16 protein-coding genes are annotated in these 19,080 nt (G+C 47.3%); 9 read left to right on the plus strand and 7 right to left on the minus strand.

Annotation, left to right across the window (positions count from 1 at the left end; all coding sequences use genetic code 11):
- Nucleotides 1-111: 111 nt before the first annotated feature.
- Nucleotides 112-951: a 23S rRNA (adenine(2030)-N(6))-methyltransferase RlmJ gene (locus R7P67_RS17805; protein ID WP_005379158.1), complete on the plus strand. Its 840-nt coding sequence runs from the start codon at nucleotides 112-114 to the stop codon at nucleotides 949-951.
- A gap of 259 nt (nucleotides 952-1,210) precedes the next feature.
- Nucleotides 1,211-2,566, plus strand: a complete 1,356-nt coding sequence (gene gorA / locus R7P67_RS17810; protein WP_318086029.1) for a glutathione-disulfide reductase — start codon at nucleotides 1,211-1,213, stop codon at nucleotides 2,564-2,566.
- Between the two features lie 81 nt (nucleotides 2,567-2,647).
- On the opposite strand, the gene R7P67_RS17815 is transcribed toward gorA, so the two are convergent.
- On the minus strand, nucleotides 2,648-3,553 hold the full coding sequence (locus R7P67_RS17815; RefSeq protein ID WP_069509860.1) for a LysR family transcriptional regulator: 906 nt from the start codon (nucleotides 3,551-3,553) through the stop codon (nucleotides 2,648-2,650).
- A 120-nt stretch (nucleotides 3,554-3,673) separates the two neighbouring features.
- Here R7P67_RS17815 and xapA point away from each other — a divergent pair, with 120 nt between their 5' ends.
- The gene (gene xapA, locus R7P67_RS17820) at nucleotides 3,674-4,498 is read left to right on the plus strand and encodes a xanthosine phosphorylase (RefSeq protein WP_005379149.1); all 825 of its coding nucleotides are present in this window, start codon (nucleotides 3,674-3,676) and stop codon (nucleotides 4,496-4,498) included.
- Between the two features lie 105 nt (nucleotides 4,499-4,603).
- Here the strand turns inward: xapA and R7P67_RS17825 are convergent, their stop codons facing one another.
- Together R7P67_RS17825 and R7P67_RS17830 are read right to left on the minus strand one after the other, a co-directional pair.
- Nucleotides 4,604-5,215, minus strand: a complete 612-nt coding sequence (locus tag R7P67_RS17825) for a bifunctional 4-hydroxy-2-oxoglutarate aldolase/2-dehydro-3-deoxy-phosphogluconate aldolase (RefSeq protein ID WP_025624148.1) — start codon at nucleotides 5,213-5,215, stop codon at nucleotides 4,604-4,606.
- Nucleotides 5,216-5,224: 9 nt separating this feature from the next.
- Nucleotides 5,225-6,601, minus strand: a complete 1,377-nt coding sequence (locus tag R7P67_RS17830) for a GntP family permease (protein WP_012841240.1) — start codon at nucleotides 6,599-6,601, stop codon at nucleotides 5,225-5,227.
- A 153-nt stretch (nucleotides 6,602-6,754) separates the two neighbouring features.
- Here R7P67_RS17830 and R7P67_RS17835 point away from each other — a divergent pair, with 153 nt between their 5' ends.
- Nucleotides 6,755-7,279 (plus strand): gluconokinase, encoded by a 525-nt coding sequence (locus tag R7P67_RS17835; protein ID WP_005379140.1) that lies wholly within the window; start codon nucleotides 6,755-6,757, stop codon nucleotides 7,277-7,279.
- A complete protein-coding gene (edd, locus tag R7P67_RS17840) occupies nucleotides 7,279-9,075 on the plus strand; it encodes a phosphogluconate dehydratase (protein ID WP_318086030.1) in 1,797 nt (598 codons plus the stop codon). The genes R7P67_RS17835 and edd overlap by 1 nt, the downstream gene beginning before the upstream one ends.
- Before the next feature lie 1,602 nt (nucleotides 9,076-10,677).
- Here the strand turns inward: edd and R7P67_RS17845 are convergent.
- The 4 genes from R7P67_RS17845 to R7P67_RS17860 form a co-directional block, all read right to left on the minus strand.
- The gene (locus R7P67_RS17845; protein WP_005478614.1) at nucleotides 10,678-11,007 is read right to left on the minus strand and encodes an SMR family transporter; all 330 of its coding nucleotides are present in this window, start codon (nucleotides 11,005-11,007) and stop codon (nucleotides 10,678-10,680) included.
- A complete protein-coding gene (locus tag R7P67_RS17850) occupies nucleotides 11,004-11,408 on the minus strand; it encodes an SMR family transporter (protein ID WP_005384225.1) in 405 nt (134 codons plus the stop codon). The genes R7P67_RS17845 and R7P67_RS17850 overlap by 4 nt, the downstream gene beginning before the upstream one ends.
- A 267-nt stretch (nucleotides 11,409-11,675) precedes the next feature.
- A complete protein-coding gene (locus R7P67_RS17855; protein WP_005379132.1) occupies nucleotides 11,676-12,611 on the minus strand; it encodes a LysR family transcriptional regulator in 936 nt (311 codons plus the stop codon).
- Nucleotides 12,612-12,666: 55 nt separating this feature from the next.
- Entirely contained in the window at nucleotides 12,667-13,674 is a 1,008-nt protein-coding gene (locus R7P67_RS17860) for a substrate-binding domain-containing protein (RefSeq protein WP_005379123.1), read from the minus strand.
- A 219-nt stretch (nucleotides 13,675-13,893) separates the two neighbouring features.
- Between R7P67_RS17860 and R7P67_RS17865 the strand changes: the two genes are divergently transcribed.
- From R7P67_RS17865 to R7P67_RS17880, 4 genes are read left to right on the plus strand one after another with little or no spacing between them, the layout of a single operon-like run.
- Nucleotides 13,894-15,246 carry a serine/threonine-protein kinase gene (locus R7P67_RS17865; RefSeq protein WP_005384231.1) on the plus strand — a complete coding sequence of 451 codons (1,353 nt, stop codon included), beginning with the start codon at nucleotides 13,894-13,896 and terminating at the stop codon, nucleotides 15,244-15,246.
- 13 nt (nucleotides 15,247-15,259) lie between these two features.
- Nucleotides 15,260-16,732 carry a chromosome partitioning protein ParA gene (locus R7P67_RS17870; protein WP_262652858.1) on the plus strand — a complete coding sequence of 491 codons (1,473 nt, stop codon included), beginning with the start codon at nucleotides 15,260-15,262 and terminating at the stop codon, nucleotides 16,730-16,732.
- A 2-nt stretch (nucleotides 16,733-16,734) separates the two neighbouring features.
- Nucleotides 16,735-17,307, plus strand: a complete 573-nt coding sequence (locus R7P67_RS17875) for a sigma-70 family RNA polymerase sigma factor (RefSeq protein ID WP_104979902.1) — start codon at nucleotides 16,735-16,737, stop codon at nucleotides 17,305-17,307.
- 2 nt (nucleotides 17,308-17,309) lie between these two features.
- Nucleotides 17,310-18,869, plus strand: coding sequence for a hypothetical protein (locus tag R7P67_RS17880; RefSeq protein WP_238844386.1), 1,560 nt, complete (start codon nucleotides 17,310-17,312; stop codon nucleotides 18,867-18,869).
- The last annotated feature ends 211 nt before the right edge of the window (nucleotides 18,870-19,080 follow it).

A 19,080-nucleotide genomic window follows, 5' to 3' on the forward strand; every position in this document is an offset into this window, starting at 1 on the left:
AGGAACAGATTTGATTGGAAGTTCTACATCTTTAAGTTACTTGAGTATAATACCGCCATAGAGTGAAAATCACAGACCACACTCAGCCAAAGAGTGTTTCGAGAGTTTAATTTGTTAAGTTACCGCCACAGCTTCCACGCTGGCAACCATGCCGACGTGGTCAAACACATCGTTCAAAGCCTCATTCTTGATGCGCTGAAACAAAAAGATAAGCCATTCGTTTATCACGATACCCACTCGGGTGTGGGCCGTTACGATCTGACTCACGAATGGTCTGAAAAAACGGGCGAATACAAACAAGGCATCGCACGTATTTGGGATAACCCAAGCATTCCTGAAGACATCAAAAGCTACATCGATGCCATTAAAGTGCTCAACAACGGCGAGAAGCTGCGTTACTACCCAGGCTCACCACGTGTGGCGCGCGCGCAAATCCGCCCACAAGATCGCATGGTGCTGACCGAGTTGCACCCGGCCGATCACCCATTGTTAGAGCAAGAATTCCATCGTGATCGCCAAGTGAGCATCTTCAAAGAAGACGGATTCCAACGCCTCAAAGCAAGCTTACCGCCACAAGAGCGTCGTGGTTTGGTGCTGATTGACCCACCATACGAACTCGCGAAAGAGTACCGCGATGTGGTGCGAGCGATTCATCAGAGCCATAAACGTTGGGCAACCGGTATCTACGCGATTTGGTACCCAGTGGTAAACCGCCACGACATCGAAGATATGATCGAAGGCTTGGAAGCACTGGGCATTCGTAAAATTCTGCAAATCGAGTTAGGTGTTGCACCCGATACCAACGAGCGCGGCATGACGGCATCCGGCATGATTGTGATTAACCCACCGTGGAAACTGGAAAGCCAGATGAAAGAAATTCTGCCATTCCTGCAAGACGCGATCGCACCAGCAACTGGCCACTGGAAAGTGGACTGGATTGTGCCAGAGTAAGCACTTCCGTACTGATATCTTCAAGCGCAACGATATTCTCGTTGCGCTTTTTTATGCTCTCACCTTCTCCCTCCAATCGTGCTTATTCTTCTTTTTGTGCCTCTCATCGCTATTTGTCATAAGTATTGTCGCTTTTTCCCATTTAGGAATTAGTCGAATTCGATTTATGATAGTGGGATAACGGTGGCATTGAGTTCGGACAAGGTCATCCCAATCTATCTATGTACCAGATAAAATTTATAAGCTCTTGGAGAAAGTAATGGCGACTCATTTTGACTATATCTGTATCGGTGGCGGCAGTGGCGGCATCGCATCTGCAAACCGTGCGGCGATGTACGGCGCGAAAGTTGCGCTAATCGAAGCTCAAGACCTTGGCGGTACCTGTGTCAACGTAGGTTGTGTACCGAAAAAAGTGATGTGGCATGGCGCGCAAATCGCAGAAGCAATGAACCTGTACGCAGAAGATTACGGTTTTGATGTCGACGTGAAAGGTTTCAACTGGAGCAAACTGGTTGAGAGCCGTCAGGCGTACATTGGTCGTATTCACCAATCTTACGATCGCGTTCTTGGCAACAATAAAGTAAACGTGATTAAAGGCTTTGCTAAGTTTGTTGACGAAAAAACTGTCGAAGTAAACGGTGAACACTACACAGCAGATCACATCCTGATCGCGGTTGGTGGTCGTCCTACTATTCCAAACATTCCAGGCGCTGAATACGGCATCGATTCAAACGGCTTCTTCGACCTAACAGAGCAACCAAAACGCGTTGCGGTTGTGGGCGCAGGCTACATCGCAGTTGAAATTGCTGGCGTACTGCACGCGCTAGGTACAGAAACGCACCTGTTCGTACGTAAAGAGTCACCACTACGTAGCTTCGATCCAATGATCATCGATACGTTGGTTGAAGTGATGGACGCAGAAGGTCCAAAACTGCACACCCACTCTGTACCAAAAGAAGTGGTAAAAGAAGCCGATGGCAGCCTAACTCTGCACCTAGAAAACGGTGAGAGCCAAAACGTTGACCAACTGATTTGGGCAATCGGTCGTCACCCAGCGACAGACGCAATCAACCTAACGTCAACCGGCGTGGCAACGAACGAAAAAGGCTACATCAAGGTAGACGAATACCAAGAAACCAACGTGAAAGGCATCTACTGTGTGGGTGACATCATGGAAGGCGGTATCGAACTAACACCAGTAGCAGTGAAAGCGGGTCGTCAACTTTCTGAGCGTCTTTTCAACAACAAACCAAACGCGAAGATGGACTACGATTTGGTACCAACTGTGGTATTTAGCCACCCACCAATCGGCACTATCGGTCTAACAACGCAAGAAGCAGAAGAGAAGTACGGCAAAGACAACATCAAAGTCTACACATCTGGCTTTACTGCGATGTACACCGCTGTTACTAAGCACCGTCAACCATGTAAGATGAAGCTTGTATGTGCGGGCGAAGAAGAAACGGTTGTTGGCCTACACGGCATCGGTTTCACGGTAGATGAAATGATCCAAGGCTTCGGCGTAGCAATGAAGATGGGCGCAACCAAAGCAGACTTCGACTCTGTTGTGGCTATCCACCCAACGGGCTCAGAAGAGTTCGTAACGATGCGTTAATTACGCGCTAATCGCATTGCTGATTTCAGCGAATCATTTGAAAAGGTCATCTTAGGATGACCTTTTTTTGTTATCCCATGCTTAACTCGCATTCTCTAATAATGTGCGAATAAACTCGGCTTTAATAGCACTCTCTTGCTTACCATCATGAATCAGACACAAGTCTGCACGCAGTGACTCTTTCAGCTTGATAAAACGAATCCCATGCCAATGATGCTGAGAAAACGTCGACGGAACCAACGTCACGGTATTGCTGTTTGCTACATATGCCATCAAGGTGCTTGGCTCCACCACTTGTTTGCCAATATGGGGTGAAAAGCCTTCTTGCAGACAGGCATTGATGATGAAGTTTGCCGAGGCAGAATTCGCCAAACTCATAAACGCAAGCTCACACGTCTTTAAATCTTGGAGCCGCAGCAAAGATTTGCTGGCTAACTCATGTTGCTCCGACACCGCCACCACAAACACATCTTTGCCCAAAGATACCGACTGATACGGATAAATGTTGAGTGCATCAGCAAAACGCACAATGCCCACATCGATTTTCTTCTCGCTCAGATGCTTCTTTTGCGTCTCTGGGTTAAGGTCAAAAATGTCGGCGTGATAAGTGTCATGCTCAGCATGGAAACGCTGTAACAGACGATCAAATCCGCCCCAAAATGCGCTACTTACCACACCAACTCGTAGGATATTTCTCTGGTTCAACCCCACTTGCTGCACTTGATTGAGCGAGACATCCAAGGTCTGAAAAATCAGTTGGCATTTGGACTCCAACAATCGCCCGGCCTCCGTCAGCATGACGTTTCTTGAATCGCGCTCAAACAGTTTGACGTTAAGCACCTCTTCCAACTCTTTGATGCGATTGCTCAACGGCGAATTGGTGATATTGAGATTCTCGGCCGCCTTAGTGAAATGCTTGGTTTGTGCGACCTCGTAAAAGTAACGCAGCATCTTCAGCGTCACGCGCTCAAATGGTTCTGACTTCATAATTGAGTCCTAGCGAATTTCATCATCCTCTTTTTAAGGATAATAGTAGCGAATAAAGCAAAGATAACCAGCGCAGAAAGTCACACAATGGAATCAACACACAACCAGAAGGTGACTAACATGAATCACGATCCAGTAATCGGCGCACTACAAACCATTCGCGAACGCAAACCAAACTTCCAACCTAAAGCGGCGTTTATTTTAGGCTCTGGCTTAGGCGTATTGGCAGACGAGCTACAAGACAAAGTGGTCATTCCATACGAAGAGCTCGAAGGCTTTCCGGTTAGCACCGTGCAAGGCCACTCTGGTGAGTTGGTACTTGGCACCATGGGCGGCGTAGACGTAGTGTGCATGAAAGGTCGCGGTCACTACTACGAACACGGCTCAATGAAGGTCATGACAACACCCGTACGAACCTTTAAAAAGCTGGGCTGTGAGTTTCTGCTCGTCACCAACGCGGCAGGCTCACTTCGCCCTGAGCGTATTGATGTCGGCTCTCTGGTGGTATTTCATGACCACATCAACACCATGCCTGAATCGCCAATGATCGGTCCGAATGATGAAGAGTACGGCCCGAGGTTCTTCAGCCTCGCCAATGCGTACGACAAAGACCTGCGCGCAGAAGCGTTTGAAGTCGGCAAAGCCAATGGTATTCACCTGAATGAAGGTGTGTTTGTCTCTTACACAGGCCCCAACTTTGAGACCGCAGCCGAAATCCGCATGATGCAAATCATCGGTGGTGATGTCGTGGGCATGTCGGTCGTGCCAGAAGTGATTTCTGCGGCGCATTGCGGCTTACCCGTATTGGCAGTATGTGCGATCACCAACATGGCAGAAGGCTTGGGAGATGTAGAATTGTCTCACGCCCAAACATTGAAGTGCGCGAAGCTAGCCGAAGCCGATTTCATTCGCTTTATTAAGCGCTTTATGAAGCATCACTTCTAAAGCCGTTTCATCCCAAAAAGCAAAAGGGTCATCAAGTAACTTGATGACCCTTTTTCGTATCACTTTTTCTAACGTTCGGGGGTATTTCGGAGCCGTTTGTGCGTTTTACTTAACTGCGCGAACCAATTCAGCAATGCCTTCCCAATCGCCGTTGTCCATCATTGCGGTTGGCACCATCCAAGTACCGCCACAAGCTACAACCGATTTCAGCGCTAGGTAATCTTCCACGTTGGATGGGCTCACGCCACCTGTTGGCATGAATTCCACTGGGTAAACCGCCGTGAGTGCTTTCAGCATGTTTACGCCGCCTGATGGCTCAGCAGGGAAGAACTTCAACGTACGCAGACCCATTTCCATCGCTTGCTCAACCAAGCTTGGGTTGTTTACACCCGGTACGATAGTCACACCACGTTGCTGACAGTATTTCACTGTGGTTGGGTTGAAGCCTGGGCTAACGATAAAGTCCACGCCCGCTTCGATCGCGATATCCACTTGTTCTGTGGTCAGAACGGTGCCCGCGCCAATCAACAGTTCTGGGTACGCTTCACGCATGATGCGAATCGATTCCGCCGCCGCTTCGGTGCGGAATGTCACTTCCGCACATGGTAAACCGTTTTCTACCAACACTTTTGCCAGTGGCAGAGCGTGTGCTACGTCGTTGATTGCGATAACTGGGACGATTTTGATATCTCTTAATCGTTGTTCAAGTGTTGTCATGGGGAACCTCTAAAGAATAAAGCTTAATGTTGCGACGATAATAAACGCGATACCGCCAAGTAACGTTTCCATTACCGTCCAAGTTTTTAATGTGGTTTTCTCATCCATCTCAAGCAGACGAGATACCAACCAGAAACCAGAGTCATTGAAGTGAGACAGTACCGTTGCACCACCCGCAATCGCGATTACGATAAAGCAAAGGTCTAGTTCACTCAAACCTGTTGATGCAGCCACAACTGGCGCGATAAGAGCTGCCGTAGTGGTTAGCGCTACCGTTGCCGAGCCTTGAGCAACACGCAGACAGGTTGAAATAACAAACGCCGCCACAATCACAGGCATACCTGTATCTGTAAGAACGTCAGCCAGTGCATCACCGATGCCGCTTGAGCGCAGTACGCCGCCAAACATGCCACCTGCACCCGTTACTAGGATAACACCACAGATAGGAGCCAATGACTCACCACACAATTTTTCTAGTTTTGCCATGCCGTAGTCTTTGGCAAACACAGCCAGACAGACAATCAAAGTAATCAGCAACGCGACTGGAGTTTTACCTAGCATACGTAGGAACTCAACCAGTGCCGTTTTGCCATCAATCACACCCGCAACCGCCAGTGTGTTCAGTACCGTATCCAAACAGATTAGCAGGACTGGCAGCACAAGGATGGTCATAACCGTGCCAAATTTTGGTGCGTTGCGCTCATCCACCATCGCTTCGCCATTAAAGAAGGCTTTAGATAGTGGGATATCGAATTTTTTTCCCGCGTACAAACCAAATAGGTAAGCGCCAAGGTACCAAGTTGGAATAGCCACCAGAATACCCACCACCAATAACAGACCGATGTTTGCACCAAGGAATTCTGCCGCTGCAACCGGACCTGGGTGTGGTGGAACAAACGCGTGCATAACCGCAAAAGCACCAGCTGCAGGCAACGCGTATTTAATTGGTGAGCCACCAAAACGAGCCGCCACACTTAGGATGATTGGCATCATCACTACAAGGCCAGCATCGAAGAAGATTGGGAAGCCAAACAGTAATGAAGCGACGCCCAAAGCAAATGGTGCGCGCTCTTTACCAAAGCGACCAATCAAAGTGTCTGCCAGCACTTTCGCACCGCCAGTCACTTCAAGAATTTTACCGATCATCGCACCAAGACCAACTAGCAATGCCACGGAAGCCAGTGTGCCGCCGAAGCCGCCCATCATGGTCGATACGACTTTCTCAGAAGGAACGCCAGTGGCGATTGCTGTGCCTAAACTCACCATAGTAAGGGAAGCAAAAGCATGGACTTTCAGTTTAATGATCAGAACGAGTAACGCTGCAATGGCAAGGCCTGCAATCGTCAGTAGGAACGTAGGATCTGGGGCTTGGGTTAATTGCTCCATAGGTTCACCTTTAAGAATTATTGTTTGTGTTATGGTTCACATTTATTTCAGTTACCGGTAACATGTTACCGATAACATGAATAAGATAAACCCATATTTTAAAGTGAATTCAAAAATTGAGATCACGCGCAAATTTGGTTATGAGGATAAGTTATGGCTGGTAGTAGTGTCATCGTTATGGGCGTTTGTGCTAGTGGTAAAAGCACAATTGGTGAGCATCTAGCGAAAAAGCTAGGGCGTAAATTCATTGATGGTGATGATCTTCATCCACGAGCGAACATTCAGAAAATGGCGTCGGGCCAGCCTCTGAACGATGATGATCGCAAGCCATGGCTAGAACGCATTCGTGATGCGGCGTACAGCCTAGAAAGCAAAAACGAACACGGCATTATTGTCTGTTCAGCACTGAAAAAGATTTACCGCGATCAGATCCGCGAAGGCAACAACAATGTGACCTTCCTGTTCCTTGATGGCGATAGGGAGTTGATCCTTAATCGCATGCGTATGCGCAAAGGCCACTTCATGAAAGAAAACATGGTGAAGAGCCAATTCGAGACACTAGAGCGCCCAGACAACGAGCCTCAAACTCTGATCGTCAGTATCGACGGAGACATCAGCGACGTGGTGGAACGCTCTGCCGCTGAGCTAATCAAAATGCAAGCGATCGAGGTGGCGTAATGACTCACTCTGTTGTTCTTGAGGTCACACAACGTTTGACCGAGCGCAGCCGTGAAGCGCGCGCTGCCTTTCTTACTCGCACCGAAGTGCAAGCCGAAGCGGGCAAAGGCCGCGTTGGTTTATCTTGTGGTAACTTAGCCCATGCAGTCGCCGCTTCTTGCTCTTCTGAAAAGAAAAATATTCTCGATTTTACTCATGCCAATGTCGCGCTGATCAGCGCCTACAACGACATGTTGAGCGCCCACCAGCCGTACCAAGATTACCCAGTGCAAATCAAACAAGTGCTGGCGGACTACGGCCATACGGCGCAAGTCGCAGGTTGTGTGCCAGCGATGTGCGATGGGGTGACTCAAGGTCAAGCAGGCATGGATATGTCGCTGTTTTCACGTGACTTAATTGCGCAATCAACGGCGTTGTCTTTGAGTCACAATGTCTTTGATGCCACATTACTGCTTGGCATATGTGACAAAATCGCACCGGGGCAACTGATGGGCGCGCTGTCTTACGCACACTTACCAACGGCGTTTGTGCCTGCGGGTCTGATGGCAACAGGCATCAGCAACGAAGAGAAAGTCGACGTGCGCCAAAAATACGCAGCGGGAGAAGTCAGCAAAGACGCTCTGCTGGATATGGAGTGTCGCGCTTACCACTCTGCGGGGACGTGTACGTTTTACGGCACCGCCAACACCAACCAGTTGGTGTTCGAAGCCATGGGCTTGATGCTGCCAGGTTCGGCATTCATTCATCCCCATACCCAACTGCGTAAAGCGTTAACCGATCACGCGGCTCTGAAAATCGCCTCAATGACGGCGGGTTCTGCACACTTCCGTCCGCTGGCCGAGGTGGTCACAGAAAAGAGCTTGGTCAACGGCATCATCGCTCTACTTGCATCTGGCGGCAGCACCAATCACACCATTCATATGATCGCCGTGGCGCGTGCTGCTGGCATCTTGCTCACCTGGCAAGACATCAGCGATCTGTCGGATGTGGTTCCTTTATTAGCGCGCGTTTACCCGAACGGCCCAGCCGATATGAACGCGTTCCAAGACGCGGGGGGCGTGCCCGCGTTATTGCACCGCTTGAACCAATCCGAGCTTTTGCATCGCGATGTGAAACCCGTGTTTGGTGAATTTGAAGACCAAATGACGCTGCCGAGCCTTGTCGATGGACAACTGACTTGGACACCGTGCCAAGGCAGCCAAGACGGTGACGTGATCGCCAAACCGGATGCCACTTTCCAAAATACTGGCGGCACTCGCGTATTGACTGGCAACTTGGGCAAAGCCGTGGTGAAAGTGTCTGCGGTAAAAGAAGAGCAACGCGTAATAGTGGCACCTGCGATCGTATTCCAATGCCAACACGAAGTGGAAGCCGCGTACAAACGTGGCGAGCTGGACAAAGATTGCATCGTTGTGGTCACACACAACGGCCCAGCGGCAAACGGCATGCCTGAACTGCACAAACTGATGCCAATTTTAGGTAACGTGCAAAAAGCGGGCTTTAAAGTGGCGCTGGTTACTGACGGTCGTTTATCTGGTGCATCCGGTAAAATTCCGTCTGCGATTCATGTTTCTCCAGAAGCCATTCGTGGTGGCGCGATTGGTTTGGTGCGCAACGGTGATTTGATTCGTCTGGATTGCCAAACGGGCGAACTGAACAACTTAAGCGATACCACTGGACGCGAGTTGATTCATTTCGATACCGAATCGACCCAACAAACATGGGGACGAGGCTTGTTTAGCGTGATCCGCCAAAACGTATCGAGTGCAGAAGAAGGCGCAAGCTTTATTGTTTAAGGCTAGAAGAAAGACCTCGTCATTCCGACGAGACTAAGCAAGATCAGGAATCTACTATCAACGTGCTGTGAAGTCAGAGAAAACACCTCTGCCACAGCACTTTTTGTTGGTAGATCCTGAATCACACTCGTCCCTCGCTGTTCAGAATGACGAGTTTTTGAGATTGGCCACCGCTCTTTCTAAAACGAATGAATCCGTCATTCCGACGAGCCTAGGCGAGATCAGGAATCTAATATCAACGTGCTGTGAAGCCAGAGAAAATCCCCCTCTGTTACAGCACTTTTTGTTGGTAGATTCTGAATCACGCTCGTCCCTCACTATTAAGAATGACGAGCTTTGAGATTGGCCACCGCTATTTCTAAAAACGAATGAATCCGTCATTCCGACGAGCCTAGGCGAGATCAGGAATCTAATATCGACATGCTATGACGTCAGAGAAAACTCCTCTGCCACAGCACTTTTTTGTTAGTAGATTCTGAATCACGCTCGTCCCTCGCTGTTCAGAATGACGAGCTTTGGGATTGGCCACCGCTCTTTCTAAAAACGAATGAATCCGTCATTCCGACGAGCCTAAGCGAGATCGGGAATCTAATATCAACGAGCTGTGAAGCCAGAGAAAACACCTCTGCCACAGCACTTTTTGTTGGTAGATTCTAAATCACGCCCGTCCCTCGCTGTTCAGAATGACGAGCGTTGGGATTGGCCTCAGTTCTTTCTAAAAACGAATGAATCCGTCGTTCCGACGAGCCTAAGCGAGAGCAGGAATCCACTATCAACGTGCTGTGAATCCAGAGAAAACACCTCTGCCACAGCGCTTTTTGTTGGTAGATTCTGAATCACGCTCGTCCCTCGCTGTCCAGAATGACAAGCTTTAGGATTGGTCACTGCTCTTTCTAAAAACGAATGAATCCGTCATTCCGACGAGCCTAGGCGAGATCAGGAATCCACTATCAACGTGCTGTGAATCCAGAGAAAACACCTCTGCCACTGCACTTTTTGTTGGTAGATTCTGAATCACACTCGTTCCTCGCTATTCAGAATGGCAAGCTTTAGGATTGGTCACTGCTCTTTCTAAAAAAATGAATCCGTCATTCCGACGAGCCTAGGCGAGATCAGGAATTTAATATCAACGTGCTGTGAATCCAGAGAAAACTCCTCTGCCACAGCACTTTTTGTTGGTAGATTCTGAATCTTGCTCGTCCCTCGCTGTTCAAAATGACGAACTTTAGGATTGGCCTCAGTTCTTTCTAAAAAACGAATGAATCCGTCATTCCGACGAGCCTAGGCGAGATCAGGAATCTAATAGCAAAATGCTGTGAAGCCAGAGAAAACCCCTCTTCCACAGCACTTTTTGTTGGTAGATTCTGAATCACGCTCGTCTCTTGCTGTTCAAAATGACGAACTTTAGGATTGGCCTCTGTTCTTTTTAAAAATGAATGAGTCCGTCATTCCGACGAGCCTAGGCGAGATCAGGAATCTAATATCAAGGTGCTGTGAAGCCAGAGAAAACCCCTCTTCCACAGCACTTTTTGTTGGTAGATTCTGAATCACGCTCGTCTCTTGCTGCTCAGAATGACGATATCTAGCATTCAGTAAATTATATCAAGCGGTCTTCATCACCACGACCGCAGCAATCACCACAAAGATACCAAACCAGCCGATTGGTTTGAGTTTCTGCTTAAACAGCAAGGCTCCACCCACTGCGGTACCCAAGATACCGATCGCACCCCAAGAGGCATAAGCAATGGCTAAGTCGATCTCTTTCACCGCTTGTGCCAACAGCGTGAATGCTGTCAGTACCAACACAATCGCCGCAATGCCCCAGCCTTTATATTTAAAACCTTTTGAGCGTGTCAGCGCCATATTGGCCATGATATCGACCAAGGCAGCCATCACGACAAATCCAAATGACATCGTAAAAAATTGACTCATGATTCGCACCTTGTACTAGTAGAAAATGAACGTTCTTTTGCCGGTTTATCGGCATTTTTCTTGGCGTTAGGTTGACCATGTGATTCCCCTAAGGTCACACACACAATGCCAACAACGGCTAACATCAAACCAAACAACTCTTGATGGTTTAAGTGTGCATCAAAGGCGATGATCGACACCACGGTGATCAACGAGATACCCAACCCTTCCCAAACAGCGTATGCCACACCGATAGATATTTTCTTCGCGGCAAACGCGAGAAAGTAGTAAGAGATTGCGATCAGCACATACATTACGATGTAGCCCCACCACCCGTGCCCTTGTCCGATAAGAGACATAGTGCTTGTACCAGCCACTTCGGCAACGATGGCGAGCAATAAAAATAGACGTGCAACTAGCATGATTAATCCTCCATCAGAAATAAAAAAGATGCATAACGGAGAATGGTGAATGTCGCGTACCTGTATCGACATTCAAAAAGTTAAAAAGATAAAAATGAGCCACTTCTCCTGACTATTTGAGATAAGGTTAGCGCTGGGTAGGAAAAAGAGACAGGTAATTGAGATATTCATTTTTGAATATCTTAAGAAGTAAGTTGTCTATGTAATCACATAATATTGATAAGGTTAAAGCATCTACTCTCATTCAGCCGATGCCATCAGGTGACGTCATTGCGTAAAAATCAGCGGCGTATTGAGGGTTTGTCGCACCACTTTATGTAGGTGTCTGTGCAAAGGATGGTTGCGGTTGGTTTGAAGGAAACCGCCAGAGACCACAAACTGACTGAACTCACGATTAACGGGTGGCATTGCGTAAGAGGCGAGTTCTGGCATCAACAATGCCGAGCTTTGACTGGCATACATAATCGCGTCGGTTTCTTGCAACATTTGGCAAGCCAAACGCAAATTATAGGACTTCAGTAACACTACTGGCTCATAACCCATGCGTCGATACTCGGACTCCACGGTACAAAGCGGTTTATATGACGCAGGCGCAGGCAAAGAGACGAGTGGTAGTTTGGACACCGTGTCCCAATCATTGCTGACTTTCGACAACGTTGGGTGGTTTTTGCGCGCCAAAATCACTCGTTTTTCAACGAATAACGGGCGCATGTAAATGTCTTTCGACAGCTCGGTCTCTTGGTCAAGAATGCAGTAATCGTGCTCACCTTCTAACATTTCATCGTGCGAGTAAGTATTCCAGCTGGAAAAGGCAAAGTGCGCTTTGGGAAAGGCTCGATGACAACCAGTGAGCAGTCGCTGCCCTTGCTCATCCATCAAATAAGGGTCAGTTACAATCGCAATCTGCCCTTGGTATTGCAGTGGGTCGAACACTTCAAATTCTTGCACCACTTTTTCCAATGGTGCAACCATATTGTCGAACTCGGCGGCGAGACGAATCGCCATGGGTGATGGCTCTACCCCATGTGCTTTACGCACAAAAAGCGGGTCATCAAACACTTGCTTCAACTTCATCACGCCGCGGCTGGCGCTCGGTTGAGAAATGCCAAGCTGCATTGCGGCCAGCTTGATGCTGCGGTTTTCCACCACGGCTTTTAATAAACGCATTAAGTTGAGATCCAATGCATCCAGCTGATGTGCCATACCCTAACCTACCAATACCATTGATGAGCGAATACAAAGAGCAGTTAACAATTAGTTAAACACTCTCTCCCGACGTGATCTGATAACCCATATCGAAGACTTTTTCTTCTTGCGTTTCGCCTTTCAGGCGCGCAATTAATAGCTCTGCGCTCTTTACACCAATTTGGAAACGCGGCGTATCAACGCTGGTCAGTTTCGGACTGATGGTTTGACCGATATCCAGCGCGTTATAGCCCGCCACTGCCAATTGCTGTGGAACTTGAATGCCACGTTGCTGCGCACTCAGCATGGTGCCAATTGCGATGTCATCGTTGGTACAGAACACCCCATCGAGCGTTGGGTGCATTTCCAGTGCGCGTTCGAGCAAATCATGCGCTAAAGAAAAACTAGAATGATCACCAGTTAATACATGTTTGGGTTCTAGCCCTGCTTCTGTCATCGCGCGATCGTAACCTTGCATCCGCAATTTGGTTCGCGTATCCAGACGCGCGCCAAAATAGACGATTGTACGCTTCCCCGTATCTAGCATCTGCTTAACCACGGTGTACGACGCATCTTCATGATCGAGTCCAACCGCCATATCAATCGGCTCCGATGGCAGTTCCATGGTTTCGACCACCGGAATGCCCGCATTTTTGATCATCTGTAATGTACGCGGCGTGTGATGGCTTTCAGTTAGAATAAGCCCATCGACTTGATAAGAGAGTAATGACGCGATCTTGCGCTCTTCTTCAAGCTCATCGTAGCTAAAATGCGCTAAAAGCGTCTCATAGCCATTGGCTTTGGTCACCATCTCTATGCCCTGAACAAAGGAAGCAAAAATTTGGTTGGACAAAGACGGCAGTAAAATACCAATGGCTTTACTGGAGGACTTTGACAACATCGCCGGTGCACGGTTTTCGATGTAACCCATCTCTTCAATCGCAGTCGCAATCTTGGCCCGAGTCTTTTCTGCCACCGATTCAGGGTTACGCATATAGCGTGAAACGGTCATCTTCGTGACGCCAACCTGGTCTGCGACATCCTGCAATGTCGTACGAGTTTTCTTATTCTGTTGAGCCATAAATATGTGATTTATCAGTAATGTTACAAGTAACATTATGACGAATAGACTCTCTGCCGACAAGCTCAGTGAAAATAATTCGCAAAATCATGACGTTATTACTCCACTAGCCATCAAATTGCGTTTCATGGATTGTGAATCAAAACCGAATAAATAAATGACATTTATATCAAAGTTCTTATAAAATGCCGTACCTAAAAGAATAAGACATTAGTCACAGTGCAGTTAGGCTCTAGCGAAACCCAGATTTACTACCACCTGCTTGATCTGGACGACTCCCAAAAGCAGCAATACCTCCAAGCATTGCAACGAAGTCAACCTGAGCTGTATCGACAACTCGTTCCTCTTTTAGCCAACGAGACACCGGAAGAACAACTAACGCAGTTACTTTATTTTGGTGCTCATCAGGCTACGAACCAAGACGTCGATCTAAGCGGAGAAATCATCAGTAAGTACCGCCTAACTCATGAGTTGGGGCGTGGTGGCATGGGTGTCGTATACGCCGCTCTACGTGCAGATGAAACGTTCGAGCAAGATCTGGCTATCAAGTTTATTCAAAGCAATTTGAGCAATGTGTTAGGGCAACGCGCACTCTTCGATGAAGCTCAACTTCTCGCGCGTCTAAACCATCCTTACATCGCGAAAGTGTTTGACGGCGGTCTCCATCAAGATTCGGTTTACATCGTGATGGAGCGGGTGTTTGGTCAAACTTTAGATGAGTACCTATCTGAAAATAAGCTAGAAAAAACGGAGAAGCTGCTGCTGTTTAAGCAGATCTGTCAGGCGATGGAGCACGCCCACCAACACCAGGTTTTGCATGCCGATCTAAAACCAGAAAATATACTGATTGATCGTAGCAAGCGTCCCAAGCTGCTTGACTTCAACTTGACTCAAAAAGCGCACTCCAACCGAGAAGACTCACCCTCAGCGCTGATTGCGTTTAGCCAAAATTTTGCCAGCCCAGAGCAGCAAGCAGGACAGGTTCTAACAGAGCAAAGCGACGTGTACTCCTTGGGCAAAATTCTCGCTTTGATGTTTCCATCACCAACAATTTGGTCTGATGTTTACTGGGTGATAAGACGCGCAACGCGTCCTGCCACTCAAATGCGATATACCGATGCTAGAGCATTGCGCATTGATATCGAACGAATTATCGAACGCCGCCCAATCGAGCAGAAAAAAAACTGGCCATTGTATAGCGCCTTTCGCTTGGTACAGCGACGTCCCCTTGCTTCGGTATTGTCAGGCATCATTGTGCTCTCTGGTGTGTTATTTGGCAGCGCCATGATGCAAAAGAATATCCAGCTGCAACAAGAGAAGAAGATTGCAGAAGATATGATGTACGAAATGACTCGCCTCATCTTCCACGCGAAGGGGCAAAATGTCGAACATCTCTCAGTGAACTCCATGATGGAGTTAACACGAAGGCGGATACTCTCTAACCCAGATATCCCCAAACATATAAAACAAAAAATGTTGTTGGCGATGATGACACCGGTGCCAGAGAAGCACCTAACTACACCAATGAGTTGTCAGCCAAATTGTGCGTCTAAGGACAGCACCAACCAATAAGGCTTAAAACAAGATGTATACACGTTCAGTGGTATTTTGGCTGTCTGCATTGACGGCTACGTCCACGTTGGCAGCAGACGTTTCAGCTGCCACTTCACACCCACCAGCTTCAACCTTGAAGCAAGGTTACTTTATCGACGCCCCAGTGACTGGCCTGTATTACAAAACCAGTTCCAATATCACTGGCGTCACTCAACAAGGAGCATTTCATTACCAACCCGGTGATGTAATTAGCTTCTTCCTTGGTAACGATGATAAAGGTTATCTGCTGACGACCTTATCAAGCCAAGAAGTGCTGACGCCGACGATGGCGACAACCAAACCTAGCCGCAGCATCAATATGACGCGTCTGCTGCTTTCTCTCGACAGCACGCCTGAGAATCGTGAGGAAATTGTCCTAGCAAACCGTGTGCTTTCTGATCCTCACTTTCAAAGCCAGCTCAAAGGCCTTGATCTCAATTACCTGGATGACGCTAAACTCTACCTCAATCTCGATTGGGTATCTGTCAATGAGGCGATTGAGCACCTAAACGAAAGCCAGCAGTACATTGAAAAAAATTTTTCCTCTGATGAGATCATTTTTGAACCTCGCGACATGACGTTCAAAAACATCGTCATCAAAAAGAAGGATTGGCAAGGCCGCGCTTGTGCTTACGATCTACGCTATCAGCATCATCCCAAATATCGTCCTCCTATTGGTGAAACTCGATTCACCATCACCAAAGACTCATTGATTGAACACCCAAGCATTGGCGATCATTTTCAAGGCTGCTTCCTCTCGATGAAACGCCCTATCACGGAAGATGTCGTCGAACCGATAAGTAAGTTTGCGGATTGGTTTAATATCGTTGGTTGTTCAATCACAGGGTGCACCCGCAACGACTTGAATGGCTTTTCTCTCGAAGACTTCGATGATGAAGGCGACTGGAAGTACCGCTCCGTTGCCCTCAATTTTGATCCGAGCACCGAGTTATTGATGGAAAAAGTACAAGGTCTCGGGCGTAAAAAAAACATCCAACACAATAACCGCACAGAAATGCTCTGGTTTACGTATCCCAATACTAGCGAACACGATATTGACTACCTCGGTGTGTGGCAGCAAACCGAATACCACCAACAGTCCATGACACAATCGTGCCTATTGATGCGCCATCAACAAGTCATGCGACTGCCGCAAAATACGGACACCTGCCCAACCGATATAAGCCTGTACACCCAAGATGTTACCCGCGAATTTTCCGACATGTGGTGGGTCAACAATAGCGCCCCCAAAGCCGAACTCGCGCAAATGAACGTCATGGTACGTTGGTCAACAACCCCATCCGAAATCAATTACACCACCTGGGAATACTTGCCAGCTGGTGCAACTTGGGAGCAAGGCATTTTATATCGCTATCAACAAAATGTTCTGCGCAACCAAGACGGCTCTGATCGCATTGAAACCCACACCATTTCTGAATTTGTCAAAGTGAGCGAGGATGTATAACCATGGCAACAGCAGTAGCACTGACACAAATCATTCAACAATGGCAATCTGGTGATAAACAAGCTGAGAGCGAGCTCTATCAGTTTGCTTATTTACAGTTGCGTAAGATCGCCCAACACGAGCGTGAACGAAATGCAGAAAAGTACGGCACCGACAACAAAGTACTGGCAGACAGCGTCAACAGCACCACGGCATTAATTCATGATGCTTACCTGAAAATGTCCAACTGCGACATGAGTGAAATTGAAACAAAGCGCGATTTCTTTTTGATGGCCGCCAAAGTGATGCGTCAAATCTTGATCGACAACGCACGCTCGCACCAAGCACAAAAGCGTCAACACATTACATTGATGAGAGATGAAGAAGATCGTTTCGAGCAATTGATTATCATGGATAAAGCTCTGGATAGTTTCAGTAGCCGCTATCCACGCCAATCGAGCGCACTCAAACTCAAGTATTTAATGGGCATGAAAAACCAAGAAATCAGTGAGCTACTCGAATGCAGCGCAAGCCTGATAGAGAAAGACCTCAAATTCTCTCGCAGTTGGCTACAATCACGAATGGCGCACACGTAATCATGAACAAAAAGCTTTGGATAATCGGCGCAGTATGCGTCGGTTTGTTCGGTATTTACTTCATTTCAAACAAACACAATTTGGCATCTGTGGAAGACTCGTCAGACAACGCCGACAAGTCAACCCAGCAAGCACATCGTCAATATGAGCGCACATCTTTAGTTGAAGTAAAGCAAGCGTTGACAGGTTCTGCGTTGGATCGCACTCATAAAAAAGCGGGAGATGACGCATTTAACTCCGCCCTTTTAGGACAACCAGGCCCTGTTACGAATCCATTTCATACCACAGAAGACAACACGTTTTACGAGTCAGCATTGGGTGATAAGAACAGCCGACCACAAGAGGACCCATCAGAGAATAATAAACCCATCATCAACCTCACTGTGGAACAGCAGCTACAAACCATTATTTATGCTTGGGAGCTGAAACAAAACTCTCCGGTGAGTTATTCGCTCAACCTTAACCAGCTTTTTGAAGACCCAGATGGCGATCTCCTCACCACTCAGATTTGGCTTGAAAACGCCAATGGGTTAAGAGTCCTCAACCAAGGACAAATGATGGTGCAAGGAGCGCCTGAGGAAATAAAAACCACCACATATTTGGCGGTAGCAGCGCGCGATGATTATCACGGTAATAGCGATCATGCATGGGTCACAACGCGCTTTGAGTTACCCGTTATCACACCAGATCAAAATGACACAGAACACTCGTTAGTTGGCGATGTAGTTTATCGCCTAGAGACGACACAAAATCTTGCAGGTATCGCGTACGCGTATGAAGTGGTGTATTGCGAGGCCTTTCAGTTTGAGGGGGGCGAAGTAAGTTATGCCGCCTCACACAACAAACGCCAGTGTCCTGAAAAGGGAGACTTGAAAAAAGTGGGCAAGTACAAAATCAGTGATGACTCGTTGATCGTTTATGTCCAAGGTGTACGCCAAATTTGGACCATCAAAAAAGAATACCCATCTCAGGTTCATGAAGATACTCGGAACTACTTCACCACCGTGTTTGATGGTAAACAATTCGAAAGCTATACCATGCAAAAGAACAAGCAGTCCATGGAAAAGCGCATCAATGTCCACACTGGCGAGTACGAATATCAAGGAACGTCGTTTGACTACCTCTTTCCAATTTCAGGAGGAGGTTACATAAACGGGACTGCTAGCAACTACATATTTGATAGAAGTGTTCAGGGTAACGAACCAGTGCACAAACTGGACTCTGATCTCAATATGAAATCAAATCAACATGACCTCTTTTGTCATGATTATTTATTTTACTGGTACAGCTCTATCGTAGCTGGGCGAGGAGAGTTTGCCGATATTATCTCTAGCTCAATGGATTTTGACAACGTGACACCAATACATTGTGCTGACTGGCCAGATAATTACTGGCAACGAACATTTATGTTTTACAACCTTGAATACACAGATTACGACATATTCATTCCAGGCGAAGTCTACAGTTATGTGCTTAAACCTCACCCTCAATTTGCTGATCGCGTTGAGGAATTTAAGATCAACATGATTTATCACGCCCCTGTCCTTAGCGACACCCAATAAACCTTTTTTACAGGTGGTTATTTTAACAAAACAATCATTCCCAAAATAAAACTGGAACCGTGATCAAATTATAAATTTTCCATCATAGACAAAAAATAGAAATAAATTTTACGGGTTTTGTGCGGATTTTCGTGTCTTGAACCTAAGCTCAATAGTCATTAAAAAGACACCACTCTCTTATATCTCACTAGTGAGATATAAAGAAAAAAAT

The organism is Vibrio sp. Vb0937, assembly GCF_033338855.1.

What these genes read in the sequence shown, in the direction of transcription:
- gorA (WP_318086029.1), top strand. Translation starts at nt 1,211, where the DNA reads ATGGCGACTCATTTTGACTATATCTGTATCGGTGGCGGCAGTGGCGGC.
- R7P67_RS17815 (WP_069509860.1), bottom strand. Translation starts at nt 3,553, where the DNA reads ATGAAGTCAGAACCATTTGAGCGCGTGACGCTGAAGATGCTGCGTTAC.
- xapA (WP_005379149.1), top strand. Translation starts at nt 3,674, where the DNA reads ATGAATCACGATCCAGTAATCGGCGCACTACAAACCATTCGCGAACGC.
- R7P67_RS17825 (WP_025624148.1), bottom strand. Translation starts at nt 5,215, where the DNA reads ATGACAACACTTGAACAACGATTAAGAGATATCAAAATCGTCCCAGTT.
- R7P67_RS17830 (WP_012841240.1), bottom strand. Translation starts at nt 6,601, where the DNA reads ATGGAGCAATTAACCCAAGCCCCAGATCCTACGTTCCTACTGACGATT.
- R7P67_RS17835 (WP_005379140.1), top strand. Translation starts at nt 6,755, where the DNA reads ATGGCTGGTAGTAGTGTCATCGTTATGGGCGTTTGTGCTAGTGGTAAA.
- edd (WP_318086030.1), top strand. Translation starts at nt 7,279, where the DNA reads ATGACTCACTCTGTTGTTCTTGAGGTCACACAACGTTTGACCGAGCGC.
- R7P67_RS17845 (WP_005478614.1), bottom strand. Translation starts at nt 11,007, where the DNA reads ATGAGTCAATTTTTTACGATGTCATTTGGATTTGTCGTGATGGCTGCC.
- R7P67_RS17850 (WP_005384225.1), bottom strand. Translation starts at nt 11,408, where the DNA reads ATGCTAGTTGCACGTCTATTTTTATTGCTCGCCATCGTTGCCGAAGTG.
- R7P67_RS17855 (WP_005379132.1), bottom strand. Translation starts at nt 12,611, where the DNA reads ATGGCACATCAGCTGGATGCATTGGATCTCAACTTAATGCGTTTATTA.
- R7P67_RS17860 (WP_005379123.1), bottom strand. Translation starts at nt 13,674, where the DNA reads ATGGCTCAACAGAATAAGAAAACTCGTACGACATTGCAGGATGTCGCA.
- R7P67_RS17870 (WP_262652858.1), top strand. Translation starts at nt 15,260, where the DNA reads ATGTATACACGTTCAGTGGTATTTTGGCTGTCTGCATTGACGGCTACG.
- R7P67_RS17875 (WP_104979902.1), top strand. Translation starts at nt 16,735, where the DNA reads ATGGCAACAGCAGTAGCACTGACACAAATCATTCAACAATGGCAATCT.
- R7P67_RS17880 (WP_238844386.1), top strand. Translation starts at nt 17,310, where the DNA reads ATGAACAAAAAGCTTTGGATAATCGGCGCAGTATGCGTCGGTTTGTTC.